This is a genomic window from Streptomyces sp. SUK 48 (genome assembly GCF_009650765.1).
Lineage (GTDB): Bacteria > Actinomycetota > Actinomycetes > Streptomycetales > Streptomycetaceae > Streptomyces.
This window is the reverse complement of record NZ_CP045740.1, coordinates 160,240-176,421: the sequence shown is the minus strand read 5'-3', so window position 1 is coordinate 176,421 and position 16,182 is coordinate 160,240. Positions and strand designations below refer to the sequence as shown.

Sequence of the window (16,182 nt, the reverse complement as noted above, 5' to 3'; positions counted from 1 at the left end):
GAGCCGGCCGAGACGACCCGGCCGAAGCACGTCCTCGTCCGCGCCTGCCCGGGCCACCAAGGCGGTGAACACCCGCTCCCGAGCACCAATGACGGCCCACGTCCGCAAGCCGGCCGCAGACAACCCCGCCGCACGCGGTCCGAAAGCAACGGCGAGCAACGGCTCGGACCGCGCCCACCGGGACATCGGCCAACGGCACAACCGGGCCAACGACCGACAGACCTGGACCGGCATCACCCGGTGAGGGCGGCGATCCGCCAGAACTCCTCCAGGAGCGGCGGCATCGGACTCGGGCCGGTCAGCATCACCTGGGTGAGCAGAACGGCGACGGTGCCGGTGGCAGGGACCATGTGCGCCGTGGTCCCGGAGCCACCGACCCAGCCATAGCGGCCGGGAACATTCCACGGCTCGGCACGATCGCGATCGACCTGACCGCCGTACCCCCAGCCCTGGCCCCGCCGGAAGAGCGCCCCGAACTCACGCTGGCGCCCGAGGGCCGTCACCACCGTGCAGGCCCGATCCGAGGATGCCAACGGCGAATTCCATCACCCGGACCAGGCACTCGCCGATCCGCTCGAGGAGTTCTCCGCCGGTTGCTGACTCGCCCCGGGAGACACCGCGCGGTCCGGGAGCCTGCGGGTCCCGCGGCACTGATCCTCCTGCGACAGGGGCGGCACCGAGTTCCGCTGCCGACCGCCGGGGCGCCTTCAGCGGACCGCGGGTATCCCGGGGGCGTCCGGTTGATGAGAAGGGGCAGGGAAGAAGCCTGCGGGGTTGTAGAGGCGCGTGGCGACGCGGACCAGGTCGGCGACTGTGCGGAGGCGGGTGTCCGGGTTCCACGCGATCGCTGTCGTCACGGGCGGAGCGTCCAGAACCGGCACGGCGACGAGGTCCCGGCGTAGATCGGTGCAGGCCGATGCGGGAATGACCGCGGTGGTGCGGCCGAGTGCGATCAGCTGGAAGAGCTGTGTGAGGTTCCGTACCTCTGCTCCTGCCCCGTCCGGGTAGCTGCCGTCGGGGCCGGGCCAGCGAGCCATCGGGGGCTGTCGCACCGAGGTGACCTCGGTCATGCCGACATGCTGACGGCCGGCGAGTGGGTGCGAGGCCGGCAGGATCACGACCTGCCCTTCGGTGTACAGATTCTCGGTGTCGAGCCCGGACGCCGAGTCGAAGGGCAGGTGCAGCAGTGCCACGTCGGCGTGGCCGTCCGCCAGCAGTCGCTGGTGTTGGTGCGCCTCGCAGAGCAGCAGATCGACCGTGGCGGCACCGGGTTCCGCGGCGTACGCGTCGAGCACTTTCGTCAGCAGTTCGCCGGCGGTGCCGGACTTCAACGCCAGGACGAGAGGGGGACGTGCCGTCGCCGCCTGGCGGGTGCGCCGCTCGGCCGCGGTCACCGCGCTCAGAATCGCCCGAGCCTCCGCCAGGAGCACGGCTCCGGCTCGGGTGAGCGTGACCTGGCGGCTGGTGCGCCTCAGAAGAGGGGTGCCCAGGCGCTGTTCGAGCTGGGCGATCGCCCGGGAGAGGGGCGGCTGGGTCATCTCCAGACGCTCGGCGGCTCTGCCGAAGTGCAGTTCCTCGGCGACGGCGACGAAGTACCGCAGTTCGCGCGTTTCCATGGCTACACGCTAGCCGCGATGTCGAACGATCGATACCTTCCAGGTATCGCCGTGCCACCGGGACGGTGTTGGTGTCCGACCGCGGCAGCGGCATATTCGTCGGCATGAGCGAGAAGACGATCGCGCTGGTCACCGGCGCGAACAAGGGGATCGGATACGAGATCGCGGCCGGGCTGGGCCGACGGGGCTGGAGTGTCGGCGTCGGCGCTCGGGACGAACAGCGCGGGGAATCCGCGGCCGCGAAGTTGCGCGCGGCGGGTGCCGACGCCTTTTGCGTGCCTCTGGACGTGACAGACGACGACAGCGTGAGTGCCGCGGTCCGGATGATCGAGGAACGGGCCGGACGCCTCGACGTATTGGTCAACAACGCCGGCGTGGCCGGTGGCTGGCCGGAGACGCCCTCGACCATCGACGTCGAGACCGTGCGGCGTCTGGTGGAGACGAACGTCATCGGCGTCATCCGGGTCACCAACGCGATGCTGGCCTTGCTGCGCCGTTCGGCGCACCCGCGGATCGTCAACCAATCCAGCCACGTCGCCTCCTTGACGCTACAGACCACACCCGGTGTCGACCTCGGGGGCTCAGCGGGGCCTACGCGCCGACGAAGACGTACCTCAACGCCATCACGATCCAGTACGCCAAGGAGCTGAGCACCAGCAACATCCTGATCAACGGCGCCTGCCCCGGTTACGTGGCGACCGACCTCAACGGATTCAGCGGAACCCAGACCCCGGAACAGGGCGCGGCGATCGCCATCCGGCTGGCCTCTCTGCCTGACGATGGCCCGACCGGCCAACTGTTCGACGACAGTGGTGTCGTGCCCTGGTGACGGATGCGGGGCCGAAGACCGCCGGTCTCGGACGGGGTGCTGTCGAGGGGGGGCGAGCGCAGGCCGTCACGTCGACGTGCCGAATGGGCGGCCCCGCCTCCGCGCCCGGGGACTCGAAGCGGCTGACGTCTCCAAGAGGAACCTCGAAGCGAATTCGTACGCCGTCGGGCCGGACAGGACCACCCCCTGGGCGCGGGCTTCCCAGGGGGTGGCACGGACAGTCAGCGAAGCAGGCGGAAGAACCCGCGCACCTGCTCGACCAGCGACTCCGGCTGCTCCAGCGCGGCGAAGTGTCCACCATGCGGCAGCTCCTCGAACCAGCGCAGGTCGGTGAACCGCCGCTCGGCCTCCCGCCTCGACGGGCGGGTGATGTCGCGCGGGTAGACCGAGAGCCCGGACGGCGCGGTCACCTTGTCCCGGAAGTTGGCGAAGCTCTCCCAGTACAGGCGCGCCGACGACGTGGCCGACGCGGTGAACCAATAGACCGAGATCTCGTCGAGGATCGTCTGCCGAGACAACGCGTCCTCGGGATGGCCGTCGTTGTCCGTCCACGCCCAGAACTTCTCGGCGATCCAGGCGGCCTGCCCCGCCGGGGAGTCGGTGAGGCCGTAGCCGAGCGTCTGCGGCCGGGTCGCCTGGATCGCCGAGTACCCCCGGCCGGTGCGCCGCATCTCCTTCTCGGCCTCGAGATTGGCCAGCTCCGCGGGCGTCGGGTCGTCGAACGTGCCCGCCGCCACGGATCCCAGGTTCAGGTGCACTCCGGCGACCCGCTCGGGCGCCACCTCGCCCAGCGCCCCGGACACCGCCGAACCCCAGTCACCGCCCTGCGCGCCGTACCGTTCATAACCCAGCGAGACCATCAACGTGTCCCAGGCGCGCGCGGTACGAGTGACGCCCCACCCGGTCGTCGACGGCTTGTCGCTCCAGCCGTACCCGGGCAACGACGGCGCGACCACGTGGAACGCGTCCGCCGGGTCACCGCCGTGCGCGCGGGGGTCGGTGAGCGGGCCGAGAACCTTCAGGAACTCGAGCACCGAACCCGGCCATCCGTGCGTGAGCACGAGCGGGAACGCGTCCGGCTCCGGCGAGCGGACGTGCAGGAAGTGGATGCCCAGTCCGTCGATCGTGTCGCGGTACTGCGGGAACGCGTTCAGCCGCTCGGCGAACCCGAAGTCGTACTCCTCGGCCCAACTGCGGCAAAGCTCCCGCGCATACGCCAGTGGCAAACCCTGGGACCAGTCGTCCACCGGCTCGCGCTCGGGCCATCGTGTCCGGCGCAATCGCTCACGCAGGTCCGCGATCTCGGCTTCGGTGATGCTGACCTCGAATGGCTCGGCGGACATGGCAAGGCTCCTTACTGGTCCAGGTGTCATCGGATCAGATGCAGGTGGGCCGTCATCGCGGGCTCCCACGCGTGGCGTCGGGTCGGGGGCGGCGATTGGCGGTAGGGCGTTGGGTCAGGCTGAGCACGACTCCGGCCAGGGGGAGTGCCGCGAGTACAGCGAGGGCCACCGGTGCCGGCACGATGCCGGACAGACCCGCGACAGCGGCCGGACCGATCCCCCCACCCAGGGCGTTCATGAAGTTGAGCAGGCCCTGTGCGGTGTCGCGGTCGTCCGCGGCGACCAGGTCCGGCGCGAGGCTCACCAGTACGGCTTGGGCGCCCGCGAACCCGCACACGGTCAACGCCGTGCCGACGACAATCAGGGTCGGCCCGGTGAAGACCGCGACCACGAGCACGCCGACGACGGTGAGTGCCGCGAGTCCGGCCGACACCTGCCAGGCGGTGAACCGGTCGGTCACGGCGCCGACCAGCCGCCCGGCCAGCACCGAGCAGGCGGCGGCCGGAACCAAGAGCACGCCGGCTTTCAGGGGGCCACCGCCCGTGACCTGCTCGATCAGGGACGGGGCGCGGAACAGCACCCCGTAGTAGCCGGCGAAGACGGTCCCGCCGATGAGCCCGGCCGCCAGGAAGCCGGGGGCCGCGATCACCCGCCGGGGCACGAACCCCTCGGGCGTGCTGCGCACGCGCCACCACAATCCCCCGGCGGCGAGCACCCCGGCGGCGGCCACGACGAGCGTGACCGGAGCGGGCAGGCCGACCGAGTGTGCCTGTAGCAACGTGATCAAGGAGCCGGCGAGTACCGACAGCACGGCCGCGCCGACGACATCGAGTCGCCCGGTCGAGCCGTTTCGCTCGCCGCTGCCGCTGCCGCTGCCGCTGCCGCTGCCGCTGCCGCTGCCGCTCCGCGTCAGCGCGCGCTTGCTCGGCAATGCGGCCAGCAGGAGGGGCAGCGCGAGGACCGGGATCGCGAGCACGGCACGCCACCCGAGCCATGCGGTCACCGCCCCGCCCAGCAACGTCCCGCACCCCGACGCCGTCGCGCCGGCGGCCGCGATGATTCCCAGGGCGCGGATCCGTTGCCGCCCGGGAAGGGCGGTGGCCGCGGCAAAGACGGCGATCACGGTCGCGCCCGCCCCGGCGCCGCCGATCAGCCGGCCGACGATCACGACGGACAGCGTCGGCCCGGCTCCGGCGAGCGCGGAGCCCGCGGCGAGCGCCACGACTCCGGCGACGAGAACCTGGAAGGGGCTCCAGCGGACCAGCAGCCGACCCGCGACCGGCATCGCGAGCGCGGAGGTCAGCGACCACGCGGCGAGAATCCATGCGGTGGCCCCGAACGGCACCGCGAGTGCGCGGCCGATGGCCGGCAGGGCCACCGACGGCGCTCCCAGTGCCACGTACATCGGCAGCACCAGCATCCCCAAGGTCAGCCCCAGCCGACGCCCGTCCGGGGCGTCGGCTCGCTCCGGAGCCGGGGCCCTTCCAGACGGGATCGTCTGCGGCGTCGTCCTCTGCCGAGTATGGCGTGACATGCTAGATCTCCTTTGCGTGTAACATTATGGAGCAGTGAGGAGATACGTCAAATGCAGGATGCGTGTTACAGCCCATGGGTGGTCCAGGCGGCCGTCGACCTGGCCAACACCTTGATGCCGATCAAGGGAGAGGACGCGCTCGAGACCGTGGAGCAGCTCCGGGCCTTCCTTGACGACCATCCCGGGGTCGAGCCTCCGAGCTCGGCCGCGAACCAAGGGGCCGGTCCGCGGCATCTCACCCGTGCCGACCTGGCGGAAGTCCGCGCGCTGCGTCAGACGGTGCGTCAGGTGCTCGAACGGGCGAACGCGGACGCGGTCGAAGCCGCGGCTCTGATCAACGACGGTCTGCGTCGCAGCCGCGCCACCCCGGTACTGCGCCACGAGGACGACCGCTGGTGGACCGAGGTGACCTCCGACACCGACCGCTGCTCGGCACACCTCGCCGCGGCTACGCTCAGCGCACTGGCCTCCGTGATCGCCACGCTCGGTCCCGCCCGTCTCGGCGTATGCGCCGGGCCGACCTGCCGGGCCACTTTCGTGGACCTCTCGCGCAACGGCTCGAAGCAGTACTGCACCCGAACCTGCGCACACCGGGCCAGCGTCGCGGCCTACCGGAGTCGGCGCAGCCCGCGTTGAGCGCCGGCACCTGACCCTGGGCAACTCTCCCACCCGCCATCCCGGTTCCCGCTACGGTGGCCGACAGCCGCAGGGAGGGTGAGTGCCGACGACCGTCGTGGGGTTCCGGCTCGGGTCCGACACGCGGGGCCGTCAGGTGACGGTCGTGCTGACGCAGGGTGGTGTTCTGCACCGCTGCAATGGCCCGATGGGCGAGGCTCTCAAGCCGACCAGAAAGCCCTCCGTGCCCGCCATCGGGGATCCCCACCCAGTGCCGCGGCAAGCCGCCAGGCTCCGCGAGATCCACGCGGAGTTGAGCGAGAAGGGTTACGGCCGTGTGCTGGTCGCCCCCGCCTGCGTGCGGCTGGAGGTCACCGAGCACCCACTGCACGAGCATCCTTACGGGCCCGAACGCCCCCCGCCACACACCCGGAGCTGCTGGAGGAGTTCCTCGGCCTCGCGCCGTCCGCTCCCCGGGACCTCGACGTGGCGCTGCGCGACTTCTACGTAGCCATCGGCCTGCCGACACGCCCCAAACGCCTCATCCGCGCCGGACAGACGCCGACGACTGCTTCCCGTGGTCCCTCCCGGGCCGAGGCGGCATCGCGCGCTCTCGCCCACGGCTCCGCCATCACCTCGCCGAGACGCCGGTCGATCGGCTGGCGGGTCACCGCCGACGCCGTACGCCTTCAGGTAGGGGCTGGAGGCGAGGCACTCTCGCACGGGGAGGTCGTCGAGCTCCAGGCCGCTTTGACGGCGTGGCTCCGCCTGAACCCGGCTCCCGGCAGCGCCACCGCCCCGAAGAGCTGATCGAGAGGGAGCACGCCGGTGGGGGAGGGGAGGCCGAGATGAGCGACGGCGGTGCCCTGATGGCCGTGGTGCGGCGGTGGGCCGGTGGCCGGGCGTCGTACGATCCGTGCCCCGGCAACCCGAGCCCATCGGATGCCCGGGTGTGCCCCAGCCGCAGCCGCAGCCGCATACGCAGTACGCACTTGTACAACGGGGTGGTGATCCGCCACGACCCGCAGATGCAGGACCTGTTCCGGCGATACTGCGCCCCCGCGCGGCGCTCTATGAAGCTCGGCGGAGCGGTACTTCGTATGCCGCGCGAGAAGTACGAGCCGTTCGTGCACGCCCTGGCCGCTGACGCGAAGGCCGTTTCCGACGCCGAGCTCACCGCCCTCTTCGAAGGCAGCCGGCGGGAGCGGCGCACCGCGGCATGGTTCGCCGCGGTCTCGCGGCGCGACCACTTCCGCGAGCGACTGGGCGCGCTGCTGCTGGAGAGCGAGGTCTGCTGCGCGGGTGGGGCCTACTGCGTGGCGCCGGCGAGCTTCGGCACCGTACGGGACGCCGATCTGCTCGCCGCGTCGCCCTCGTGTACACCGACTCCGTCCTGCACGGCGGCCGGGCCGACTGCTTCCTCCAGGAGGGCGGCCTGTGGCGGCGGTGGTTCCAGGACGCGCCCCATGTGCGCGGCGACGACGGCATCGCCGGCCACCTCGGTGGCCGCGCGATCCGGCAAGGGTGCCGGACGCCTTGTGCGATCGGCGCGCGGCGCGCCACCCCCGACTCCGTAGGCGGCCGTCAGACGGCCAACCTCCCGCAGAGCCAGTTCCCCGGTTCCGTGGGGTCGTCGCTCGTCCAGAACTGGCGCCACAGGAGCGCGAATTCCGGGCGGTCGAGATGGCCGTCGCCGTTTCGGTCGAGCAGTTCGAAGACGCCCGTCAGGTCCACCGGCCGCCCGTTCCAGGTCTCCACGAGTCGCCGGTGCTCCTCCGGGCTGATGCGGCCGTCCCCGTCGGCGTCCACGGCGTCGAAGACCGTGTTCGCCGTGGCGGTGACCTCCGCCGCCATCGCGGGCAGCCCGTCGACCACCGTGAGCAGTTCGCGCAGATCGACCGTCCCGCTTCCCCGGGCGCCTCCGGCCTCGCGCAGGGCCGACCACCACCCCATCAGCAGGGTCTCGACCCGCGCGCGCAGTTCCGTCCCCGGGCCCACCGCGGGCAGCCTGCTCCAGCGGGCGACCAGTGCCCTGAAGTCCTCCTCGCGCAGACAGCCGTCCCCGTCGGCGTCGAACGCGGCGAACATCCCCCTGAGCTTGCGCTCCTGAAACTCGCTGGCCATGAACGGCCTCCCTCGGCACCGAACCGAACCGCGGACCCCTCCCGGCGGCCGCCCCGCACAGCGGCGGCGGACCACCGGCCACTGTAGGTCGCGGACCACACACCCCCCAATAGGCTCATGTGTGCGAGCGGCCGGCCCTCCGAGGCCCCGATCTCTCCCGCCTCCAACCGCTGCTCCCCGGTGACGAGTTCAAAGATTCGCAAAGGGTACGTGGCGCACTTCGGTCCGCCGTCCCGGACCCTCTGGCCCCTCTCGCCACGGCCAGACCCTCGCCGACCGCAGTGCCGTCCAGCGGCCCCGCCCCGCATGCAAGGGGTCCTTTCAGCGCGGTCAACCATTCCTTATGGAAACAGGGCGACATGTGACCACTGTCTCCGCTCCGCCGGGAACCATGGGAAACCGTGATTCGTCCGGCCCGCACCATGCCCCTTGCCTGAAAGGCAAGCCGATGCAAGGCCGTTCCGAATGGTGAGATACGATCCGTCGTACTGGTTGATGAAACGGTCCTCCGGCCTGGCCTCCGGGGTCGACCAATTCCCCTGTACTCCCGTCGTGCCCATGGGTCGCCGACGGTCACCCCACTTCGAGCAGGAATTGATGCCCGTTCAATCATTAGCGGAGCTGGTACGCTTCGCGCGCCTCAACTCACCGTTCTACAGGCAGCTTTACTCGCACCTCCCGGATCAGGTCACCGAGCTCACGGACCTGCCGGTCGTGCCCCAGACGGAATTCTGGCGGGCCAACTCGCCCCGCGACAACAGGCTGCTGACGGCCCCGCTGCAAGAAGCGGTCGTCTTTCGCAGTGGCGGAACCACGGGATCCCCGAAGTTCTCCTTCTATACACGCACCGAATGGCGGGAATTCACCTCCGCTTTTGGTGCCGGACTTGTCAACGCCGGTCTGCGGCCCGGCCATCGAGTGGCCGATCTGTTCTACGCCGGAGACCTGTACGCGAGTTTCAGCTTCATACTCGATTCACTGCACCGCTCCCCGGTGGCCAACGTACGGCTGCCGCTGGGCGGCGCGACGCCGTGGGAATCCACCGCGGCCACCCTGGAGGAGTTCCGCGTCGAGGTGGTCGCAGGCACCCCGACCACCCTGTGCGCGCTCGCCGAACGCCTCACCGCGGCCGGCCGGACCCTGCCCGACGTCGAGCTCCTCTTCTTCGGCGGGGAGTGCCTCTTCGGTGACCAACTCCCGCTGCTCGGCAAGGCGTTCCCGAACGCCGAGGCCCGCTCGCTGGGCTATGCGAGCGTGGACGCGGGCCTCCTCGGCGAGGCCGTACCCGGCGGCGACCCGCGGGTGCACCGCGCGTTCGTCCCGCACACGGCCGTGGAGATCCTCGACGACGAGGCCGACGTGCCCGTCGAGGGCACCGGCGTCCCGGGCCGGCTCGTCGTCACGGACCTGCGCCGGCGACTGATGCCGGTGCTGCGCTATCCGGCCGGCGACCGCGCGGAGTGGGTGGACCGGGACGCGGGCGTCTTCCGCATCCTCGGCCGTGCCGAGGAGGGCGTACGGGTCGGCCCCGTCTCCCTCTACACCGAGGACGTGCACGACATCGTGCGCGGCGCCGACACGGCGGACGAGATCACCGGGCTCCAGCTCGTGATCCGCCGCCGGGACGGCCGCGACGGCCTGGTGCTGCGCCTCGCCACCGCCGAACCCGCCGACCGGCACGGCGCGTTGGGAGCCGCCGTGGCCGCGGCCGTCCTCGCCGAGCGGCCGGCCTACACCGGCGCGGCGGACGCCGGACACGTGAACCCGCTCACCGTCGAGTGGGCGCGGCACCAGGACCTCGCCGTCAACTCCCGCTCCGGCAAACTGGTCCGGGTCGTCGACGAACGGCCGCATTCATGAGCGCGGCCGTACCGCGAGGCCGGCGCCTGCCGCTGGTGCTGCGCAACCCCTCCTTCGGACGGGTGTGGACCGCTCAGCTCCTCACCCAGGCCGCAGGCCGGATGTTCCAGGTGGGCGCGGTCTGGTGGCTCGTCGGCTTCGCCGGGGGCACGCGGCGCGGTCTGGAGTCGGGCCTGTTCCTGATGGTGAGCACCCTCCCCGCGGTCGCGCTCGCCCCCGTGGTCGCCCGCGTCGTCGCGCGGTACGCGCACCGCGCGGTGCTGGCCGTCGCCGCGGCCGCGGCGGGCGCCGTCGCGATACCGGCGGCGCTCTGGGCGTACGCCGGTGACCTGCCCATGGCCGCGGTGTACGCGGTGGGCCTGGCACTCGCGGCCTGCCAGGCGGTGTTCGACCCGTGTCTCACGACGTCGGTGCCCGAACTGGTCGAGGACGCGGACATCGAGACCGCCACCGGCTTCGAACTGTCCACCCAGTCGCTGGCCGGACTCGGCGGCGGCCTGCTCGGGCCGCTCCTGGTCGACGCGGGCGGCCTCCCGGTGGTCGTGGCCGTCTGCGGCAGCGCCTACCTGCTCGCCGCCCTGCTGGTCGCCTCGGCCCGATTCCGCCACGCGACCGAAGCGACCCACGCGACCGTCGTGGCCGACATGCCCGCCGTTACCGACGCGATCGCCGTAACCGCCGTAACCGCCGTGACCGGCGCGTCCGACGCGCCGCAGGACGCGCGGGACCGCTCCACGGCCACGGACCCGGGGCACGACACGCCGCCCCCCGCCCCCCGGACACTGCGCCAGGTCCTGGCCGGGCTCCCGTTCATCCGCCGCGTGCTGCTCTGCTTCGCCGCCGCCAACCTGTTCACCACCGCCGTCTACGTCGTCATGCCGCTGTACACCCGAGGGGTGCTGCACTCCACCGGGTCGACCGTCGCCACCCTGGAGGCCGCGCTCGGCGCGGGCACCCTCGTCGGCTCCTTCACCGGGGCACGCGTACCCGGGCGGCCGGTCGCCGTCGGCAGCGCCTGCCTGGCCGTGATGGCCGTGGCGCTCGGGCTGCCGGGCCTGTGGGCCGGGCACGCGACGGCGATGGGCGCGCTGGCCGTCGCCGGCTGGTGCGTCGGCGTGATCGGCGTCCGCTTCGTGGCGCTGTTCCAGCGGCTCGTGCCCACGGCCGACAAGCCCGGCTTCTTCGCGGTCATGCAGGCCCTCCTCGGCGCCACCTTCCCGCTGTCCTCCCTCCTCTTCGGCGCGCTCGGCGACCACCTGGGCGCGCGTGCGCTCTGCCTCGTCCAGGGCGCCGGACTGGTCCCGGTCGCGCTCGCGCTGTGGTGGCTGGCCGGCCGCGCGCGGCCCGACGCGCCGCGCACCTCCCCGGGCGACGCGGCGACGGCGCACCTCACCCCGGCGGGAGAGACGTCATGACCGTCGTCCTCGCCCCGGCGGCGGTCCAGGACATCGCCGAACTGCGGCAGTTGTACTTCGAGGTGTACGGGCACGGCTACCCGGTGCCGCTCGGCAGCGACCCGGCCGTGATGCGCCGGATGATCACCGACGGCTCCGCGCACTGGCTCACCGCCCGTACGGCCCGCGGGGACCTGGTCGGCTCCGCCGTCGTGCAGACCGACGCGGGCAGCCGCGTCGGCAAGCTCCTCGGGCTCGCCGTCCACCCCGGGCACCGCGGCGGCGGACTGGCCTCCCGGCTGACCGGCGCGGTCTGCGAGGCGGCCCTCGCCACCGGCATTCCCGACTCGCTCTACGCCACCGTGCGCGTCGTCACCGAGGGCCCCCAGCACGTCGTCGTACGCAACGGCTTCCGGCCCCTCGGCCTGCTGCCCAACGCCGTCGAGGTCGACGGCTGCGAGAGCCTCGGGCTCTTCGCCCGCTACGCCGACGGCGTGCTGGAGCGCCGGGCCCCCGTGGACCGCGTACCCGAGCGGCTCACGGGGCTGCTGGCCGCCGCGTCCGCGGGCATCGGCATCGACTGCGCCGGCACGGCCCGGGCCGTCGCCCTCGAAAGCGCGCCGCGCCGGGACCCCGGGGCCGAGCCGATCGAACTGATTCCCGCACCGGCCTTCGTACGCCGCCGCTTCCTCGAACGCTTCCCCCGCGCCGCCGACCGCTTCTTCCCCCTGCACACCCCCAACGCGCTGCTGGTCGCGGCCGACGGCGGCTTCGAGGCGTACGCCGACCTCGACCCGGTGGCGGGCAGCTGCGCGCTCGTGGCCGTACACCCGCGCCCCGCGGCGCTGACCGGCGCCCTGGAGGCGCTGATGACCACGGTCACCCGGGCCGGCGCCGACTACGCCGAGACCCTGCTGCCGCTGGCCGACACCGAGGCCCTGGAGATCTTCCTGGCCTCCGGGTTCGTACCGAGCGCGGTCTACCCGGCGATGCGGCGCGTCGGCGACCGGCTGCACGACTACGTGGTGCTCTCCCGCACCAGCCGGCAGATCGACTTCCGTACGACGGCCGTGAGCCCGCTGCTCCAGCCCTACCTCGGCGCCTATCTGAGCGCCTGGGCCTCCACCTACCTGCCCCTTCACGAGGTGTCCCGATGAACCCCCATCTCGCTCCCGTCGAGGTCCCCGACCCGGCGGCGCTCGGCCAGGTGCAGCGCCTGTGCGACCTGGCCGACCCGTACGCGACCGGCGCCGAGGCCGACGGGCTGTTCGCCGCCGCCATGGCCGAGGCCAACGCCTGGCACGCCGAACGGTCCCCGTTCCTCGCCGCCCTGCTCCAGGACCAGGCCGAGATCCCGGCGCCCACCGTCGGCGACGGCGTGCGCACCCCGCTGGTGCCGGCCGCGTTCTTCAAGCGCCACGAGGCGCTCTCCGTCCCCCGCGACGAGGTGTTCCTGCATCTGACGTCCTCGGGCACCACCGGCCAGAAGTCCCAGATGTTCTTCGACCGCTGGACGATCCGCTCGGCCCAGCGCATGGTGGCCCGGATCTTCGACCACTACGGCTGGATCACCCCCGACCGGCCGGTCAACTACCTGCTCTACAGCTACGAGCCCGCGCCGTCGCTGAAGCTGGGCACCTCGTTCACCGACAACTACCTGTGCGACTTCGCCCCGGCCCGGCACACCACGCACGCGCTGCGGCACACCGGCTCCGGCCACGAGTTCGACGTGCACGGCTGCATCGCCGCGCTCCAGCGCTACGCCGACGAGGACGCGCCGGTGCGCATCCTCGGCTTCCCGGCCTTCCTGTACTTCACCCTGGAGCGGATGAGGTCGACGGGCATGGCCCCTTTGCGGCTGCCCGAAGGGTCGCTGGTGGTGCTCGGCGGCGGCTGGAAGGGCCACGCCGACCGGCAGATCGGCAAGGACGAGCTCCGCGCCGCGGTCACCGAACGCCTCGGTATCCCGGCCGAGTCCGTCCGCGACACCTTCGGGTCCGTCGAGCACTGCGTGCCGTACGTCGAGTGCGCGCACCACCGGCTGCACGTCCCCGTGTGGTCGCGCGCCGCGGTCCGCGACCCGAGGACGCTGCGCCCGCTGGCGTACGGCGAGCCCGGCTTCCTGCACCTGGTCAGCCCGTACATCACCTCCGTACCGGCACACAGCGTCGTCATGGGCGACCTCGCCTCGCTGCACCCGGGCGAGGAGTGCCCCTGCCCGCTGTCCACCGACTGGTTCACCGTGCTCGGCCGTGCCGGGGTGAGCCGCAACCGCAGCTGCGCGGTGGCCGCCGCCGAAATGATGAAGGGAATGTCGTGACCGCTTCCGTACCCGTACTCCACTTCTGGCAGGGCGAGTTCGTCGACGACGCCGAGGCAGGACGGCGGATGGCCGACCTGCCGGAGACGGCCGCCCGCGTCCTGGAGCGCCCGCTGCCCACCGATGTCGTCCTCGGCGCCTGCGCCGCGGTCGGCGCGGACCTGGCCGACCCCCGCTCCGCCCTCCACACCCGGCTGGCCGCCCACCTTCCCGCCGCCGAAGCCGCCTCCACCCTGGCCGAGCTGGCGGGCGCGCTCACCCGGCAGGCACTGGAGCGCAAGCTGCGCCGGGAACTGGGCGGTCTGCGTCCGGAGCGGCTGACCCGGCCGGACGGCCGCGAGACGGTGTTCGAGTCCTGGGCGCCGGTGGGACTCCTGGTGCACATCGCGCCCGGCAACGCGGCCGCGGTCGCCCCGCTGAGCGTCGTGGAGGGCCTGCTCGCGGGCAACGTCAACGTCCTGAAGACGAGCGGCTCGGACACGCCGCTCGCCCTCGACCTGCTCGCCGCGCTCGCGGCGGCCGACCCGAGCGGACTGATCGCCGAGCGGGTGATCGCCCTGCGCTTCCCCTCCTCGCGCCGCGACTGGCTGGAAGCTCTGTGCGGACAGGCCGACGCCATCGCGGTCTGGGGCGGTGAGGAGGCGGAGAGCGCGGTGCGTGAACTGGCGCCGCCCGGCTGCCGCGTCGTCGCATGGGGGCACCGGATCTCCTTCGCCTACCTGACCCGGGAGGCGGCGGACGCGGACGGCCTGCTGGACGCGCTGGCCGAGGACGTCTGCCGGTTCGAGCAGCAGGCATGCTCCAGCCCGCAGGTGGTCTATCTCGACACCGAGGACACCGAGGAGGTCTTCGCGTTCGCCGGCCGGTTCGCCGAGCGGCTCGCGAAGGTGTCCGGCGCCCGTCCCGCGCCCCGGCCCGGACCGGCCGAGCAGGCGGAGATCACCACCGTCCAGCAACTCGCCCGGATCGAACAGCACTTGGGCCTCACCCGGGTGTTCACCGGTGACGACGGCTCCTGGCGGGTGCTGGCGGACACCCGCCCCGCGCTCGCGGCCTCCCCGCTGCACCGCAGCGTCTGGGTCAAGCCGCTGCCCCGGCACCTGGTCACCGGGACGCTGCGGCCCATGCGCCGCTACCTGCAGACCGCGGCGGTCGGCGGCGGCCGGGCGGACGTGGCCGCGCTGTCGCGCGCCCTGTTCGCCGCGGGCGTCACCCGGATCACCCCGGTCGGCTCCATGCTGGACGGCTACGAGGGCGAGCCGCACGACGGCGTCTACGCGCTCCAGCGCTACAGCCGCCGGGTGAGCGTGCGGACGGCGGACGCGGAGTTCGGGCCGGTGGCCTGCCTGGACGACCTGGTGTCCGCCCCCGTCCTGCCCCCGGTCCCGGACGCGCCGCTGCTCGGCAAGGAGGGCGTGCAGCGCGCGCTGGCCTCCCTGGACGCGCGCCACGCCCACCTGTACTTCCGCAGCGGCGGTTCCACCGGCGCGCCCGCGCTGTCGGTGTTCACCGTCGACGACTACGACAACCAGATGCGCGCCGCGGCCGACGGGCTGCTCGCCGCCGGCTTCGACCCGGCGCGGGACCGCGCGGCCAACCTGTTCTACTGCGGCGGGATGTACGGGAGTTTCATCAGCTTCTTCTCCATCCTGGAACGGCTGAACGCCACCCAGCTGCCGATGGCCGCCGGACCCGACCACGCCACCGTCGCCGAGGCACTGGTCACCCACCGGGCCGACACCGTGTTCGGCATGCCCTCCTACCTGTGGCAGCTGTTCCACGCCGAGGCCGACCGGCTGCGCGCGTACGGCGGCATCCGGACGGTGTTCTACGGCGGCGAGCACTTCACCGGCGAGCAACGCCGCGTCCTCATGGAGGAGTTCGGCGTCGAGGTGATCCGGTCCGCCGCGTACGGCAGCACCGACCTCGGGCCGCTCGGCTACCAGTGCGCCTCCTCCGACGGCTCGGTCCACCACGTACTGACCGACCTGCACACCCTGGAGATCCTCGACCCGGGGGACGACCGGCCGGTTACACCCGGCGAGCCCGGACGGCTGGTGTTCACCTCCCGGGCCCGCGCGGGCCAGCGGCTGGAGCGCTACGAGATAGGTGACCTGGGGCGCGCCGTCGAGGGCCCGTGCGCCTGTGGCAGCCATGTACCCCGGCTGGAACTGCTCGGCCGCTACGGCGACGTCGTGCGCGTCGGCACCTACTTCGTCAACTACCGGCGCGTCGTCGCCGCCGCGCAGGAGCGGCTCGCCTACCACGGCGAGGTGCAGCTCGTGGTCCGCTCCGGCGCCGGCCGGGAGGAACTGACGATCCGCCTGGACGAGCAGTACGCCGGCGACCCCGGGGCCGCGCACCGCGCTCTGGCGGCGGAGGTGCCGGAGCTGGCCTCCGCCGAGGCGGAGGGCCTGCTGGCCCTCACCGCGGAGACCGTGCCGAGGGAGGCGTTCGAGCGCACCGCGACCAGCGGGAAGCTGCGCACGGTCATCGACCTGCGCGCGGCGTAGCCGAGGGCGGGGACGGCGCGCCCGCGTCAGCCGG

12 protein-coding genes and 2 pseudogenes are annotated in these 16,182 nt (G+C 72.6%); 9 read left to right on the top strand and 5 right to left on the bottom strand.

Going from position 1 to position 16,182, the window contains the following annotated elements:
• Positions 1-233: 233 nt before the first annotated feature.
• Together GHR20_RS00740 and GHR20_RS00735 are read right to left on the bottom strand one after the other, a co-directional pair.
• Positions 234-467: pseudogene (locus tag GHR20_RS00740) on the bottom strand (serine hydrolase); the annotation flags it as partial.
• A 240-nt stretch (positions 468-707) separates the two neighbouring features.
• Positions 708-1,616, bottom strand: coding sequence for a LysR family transcriptional regulator (locus GHR20_RS00735; protein WP_153811807.1), 909 nt, complete (start codon positions 1,614-1,616; stop codon positions 708-710).
• A gap of 104 nt (positions 1,617-1,720) precedes the next feature.
• Here GHR20_RS00735 and GHR20_RS00730 point away from each other — a divergent pair.
• A pseudogene (locus GHR20_RS00730) lies at positions 1,721-2,445 on the top strand (SDR family NAD(P)-dependent oxidoreductase).
• Positions 2,446-2,666: 221 nt separating this feature from the next.
• Here the strand turns inward: GHR20_RS00730 and GHR20_RS00725 are convergent.
• Positions 2,667-3,788 (bottom strand): epoxide hydrolase family protein, encoded by a 1,122-nt coding sequence (locus GHR20_RS00725; RefSeq protein ID WP_153811806.1) that lies wholly within the window; start codon positions 3,786-3,788, stop codon positions 2,667-2,669.
• Between the two features lie 52 nt (positions 3,789-3,840).
• Positions 3,841-5,322: an MFS transporter gene (locus tag GHR20_RS00720; protein WP_153811805.1), complete on the bottom strand. Its 1,482-nt coding sequence runs from the start codon at positions 5,320-5,322 to the stop codon at positions 3,841-3,843.
• A gap of 51 nt (positions 5,323-5,373) precedes the next feature.
• Here GHR20_RS00720 and GHR20_RS00715 point away from each other — a divergent pair, with 51 nt between their 5' ends.
• The 3 genes from GHR20_RS00715 to GHR20_RS00705 all read left to right on the top strand — a co-directional run bounded on the left by GHR20_RS00715 (position 5,374) and on the right by GHR20_RS00705 (position 7,514).
• Positions 5,374-5,958: a CGNR zinc finger domain-containing protein gene (locus tag GHR20_RS00715; protein WP_153811804.1), complete on the top strand. Its 585-nt coding sequence runs from the start codon at positions 5,374-5,376 to the stop codon at positions 5,956-5,958.
• A gap of 465 nt (positions 5,959-6,423) precedes the next feature.
• Complete coding sequence (locus tag GHR20_RS00710) at positions 6,424-6,747, top strand: hypothetical protein (RefSeq protein ID WP_153811803.1); 324 nt, start codon at positions 6,424-6,426, stop codon at positions 6,745-6,747.
• A gap of 290 nt (positions 6,748-7,037) precedes the next feature.
• Positions 7,038-7,514 (top strand): DUF6000 family protein, encoded by a 477-nt coding sequence (locus GHR20_RS00705; RefSeq protein WP_153811802.1) that lies wholly within the window; start codon positions 7,038-7,040, stop codon positions 7,512-7,514.
• A 7-nt stretch (positions 7,515-7,521) separates the two neighbouring features.
• On the opposite strand, the gene GHR20_RS00700 is transcribed toward GHR20_RS00705, so the two are convergent.
• The gene (locus GHR20_RS00700; protein ID WP_153811801.1) at positions 7,522-8,061 is read right to left on the bottom strand and encodes an EF-hand domain-containing protein; all 540 of its coding nucleotides are present in this window, start codon (positions 8,059-8,061) and stop codon (positions 7,522-7,524) included.
• A 597-nt stretch (positions 8,062-8,658) separates the two neighbouring features.
• Here GHR20_RS00700 and GHR20_RS00695 point away from each other — a divergent pair.
• From GHR20_RS00695 to GHR20_RS00675, 5 genes are read left to right on the top strand one after another with little or no spacing between them, the layout of a single operon-like run.
• Positions 8,659-9,921: a phenylacetate--CoA ligase family protein gene (locus GHR20_RS00695; protein ID WP_153811800.1), complete on the top strand. Its 1,263-nt coding sequence runs from the start codon at positions 8,659-8,661 to the stop codon at positions 9,919-9,921.
• On the top strand, positions 9,918-11,336 hold the full coding sequence (locus GHR20_RS00690; protein WP_153811799.1) for an MFS transporter: 1,419 nt from the start codon (positions 9,918-9,920) through the stop codon (positions 11,334-11,336). Before GHR20_RS00695 ends, GHR20_RS00690 begins: the two co-directional genes overlap by 4 nt.
• Positions 11,333-12,472 carry a GNAT family N-acetyltransferase gene (locus GHR20_RS00685; RefSeq protein ID WP_111581480.1) on the top strand — a complete coding sequence of 380 codons (1,140 nt, stop codon included), beginning with the start codon at positions 11,333-11,335 and terminating at the stop codon, positions 12,470-12,472. Before GHR20_RS00690 ends, GHR20_RS00685 begins: the two co-directional genes overlap by 4 nt.
• The gene (locus tag GHR20_RS00680) at positions 12,469-13,635 is read left to right on the top strand and encodes an acyl-protein synthase (RefSeq protein ID WP_153811798.1); all 1,167 of its coding nucleotides are present in this window, start codon (positions 12,469-12,471) and stop codon (positions 13,633-13,635) included. Before GHR20_RS00685 ends, GHR20_RS00680 begins: the two co-directional genes overlap by 4 nt.
• Entirely contained in the window at positions 13,632-16,148 is a 2,517-nt protein-coding gene (locus GHR20_RS00675) for an aldehyde dehydrogenase family protein (protein WP_243877823.1), read from the top strand. The genes GHR20_RS00680 and GHR20_RS00675 overlap by 4 nt, the downstream gene beginning before the upstream one ends.
• Positions 16,149-16,182: the final 34 nt, after the last annotated feature.

Coding starts and splice junctions, on each gene's coding strand:
- GHR20_RS00735 (WP_153811807.1), bottom strand. CDS start 1,616: ATGGAAACGCGCGAACTGCGGTACTTCGTCGCCGTCGCCGAGGAACTG.
- GHR20_RS00725 (WP_153811806.1), bottom strand. CDS start 3,788: ATGTCCGCCGAGCCATTCGAGGTCAGCATCACCGAAGCCGAGATCGCG.
- GHR20_RS00720 (WP_153811805.1), bottom strand. CDS start 5,322: ATGTCACGCCATACTCGGCAGAGGACGACGCCGCAGACGATCCCGTCT.
- GHR20_RS00715 (WP_153811804.1), top strand. CDS start 5,374: ATGCAGGATGCGTGTTACAGCCCATGGGTGGTCCAGGCGGCCGTCGAC.
- GHR20_RS00705 (WP_153811802.1), top strand. CDS start 7,038: ATGCCGCGCGAGAAGTACGAGCCGTTCGTGCACGCCCTGGCCGCTGAC.
- GHR20_RS00700 (WP_153811801.1), bottom strand. CDS start 8,061: ATGGCCAGCGAGTTTCAGGAGCGCAAGCTCAGGGGGATGTTCGCCGCG.
- GHR20_RS00695 (WP_153811800.1), top strand. CDS start 8,659: ATGCCCGTTCAATCATTAGCGGAGCTGGTACGCTTCGCGCGCCTCAAC.
- GHR20_RS00690 (WP_153811799.1), top strand. CDS start 9,918: ATGAGCGCGGCCGTACCGCGAGGCCGGCGCCTGCCGCTGGTGCTGCGC.
- GHR20_RS00685 (WP_111581480.1), top strand. CDS start 11,333: ATGACCGTCGTCCTCGCCCCGGCGGCGGTCCAGGACATCGCCGAACTG.
- GHR20_RS00680 (WP_153811798.1), top strand. CDS start 12,469: ATGAACCCCCATCTCGCTCCCGTCGAGGTCCCCGACCCGGCGGCGCTC.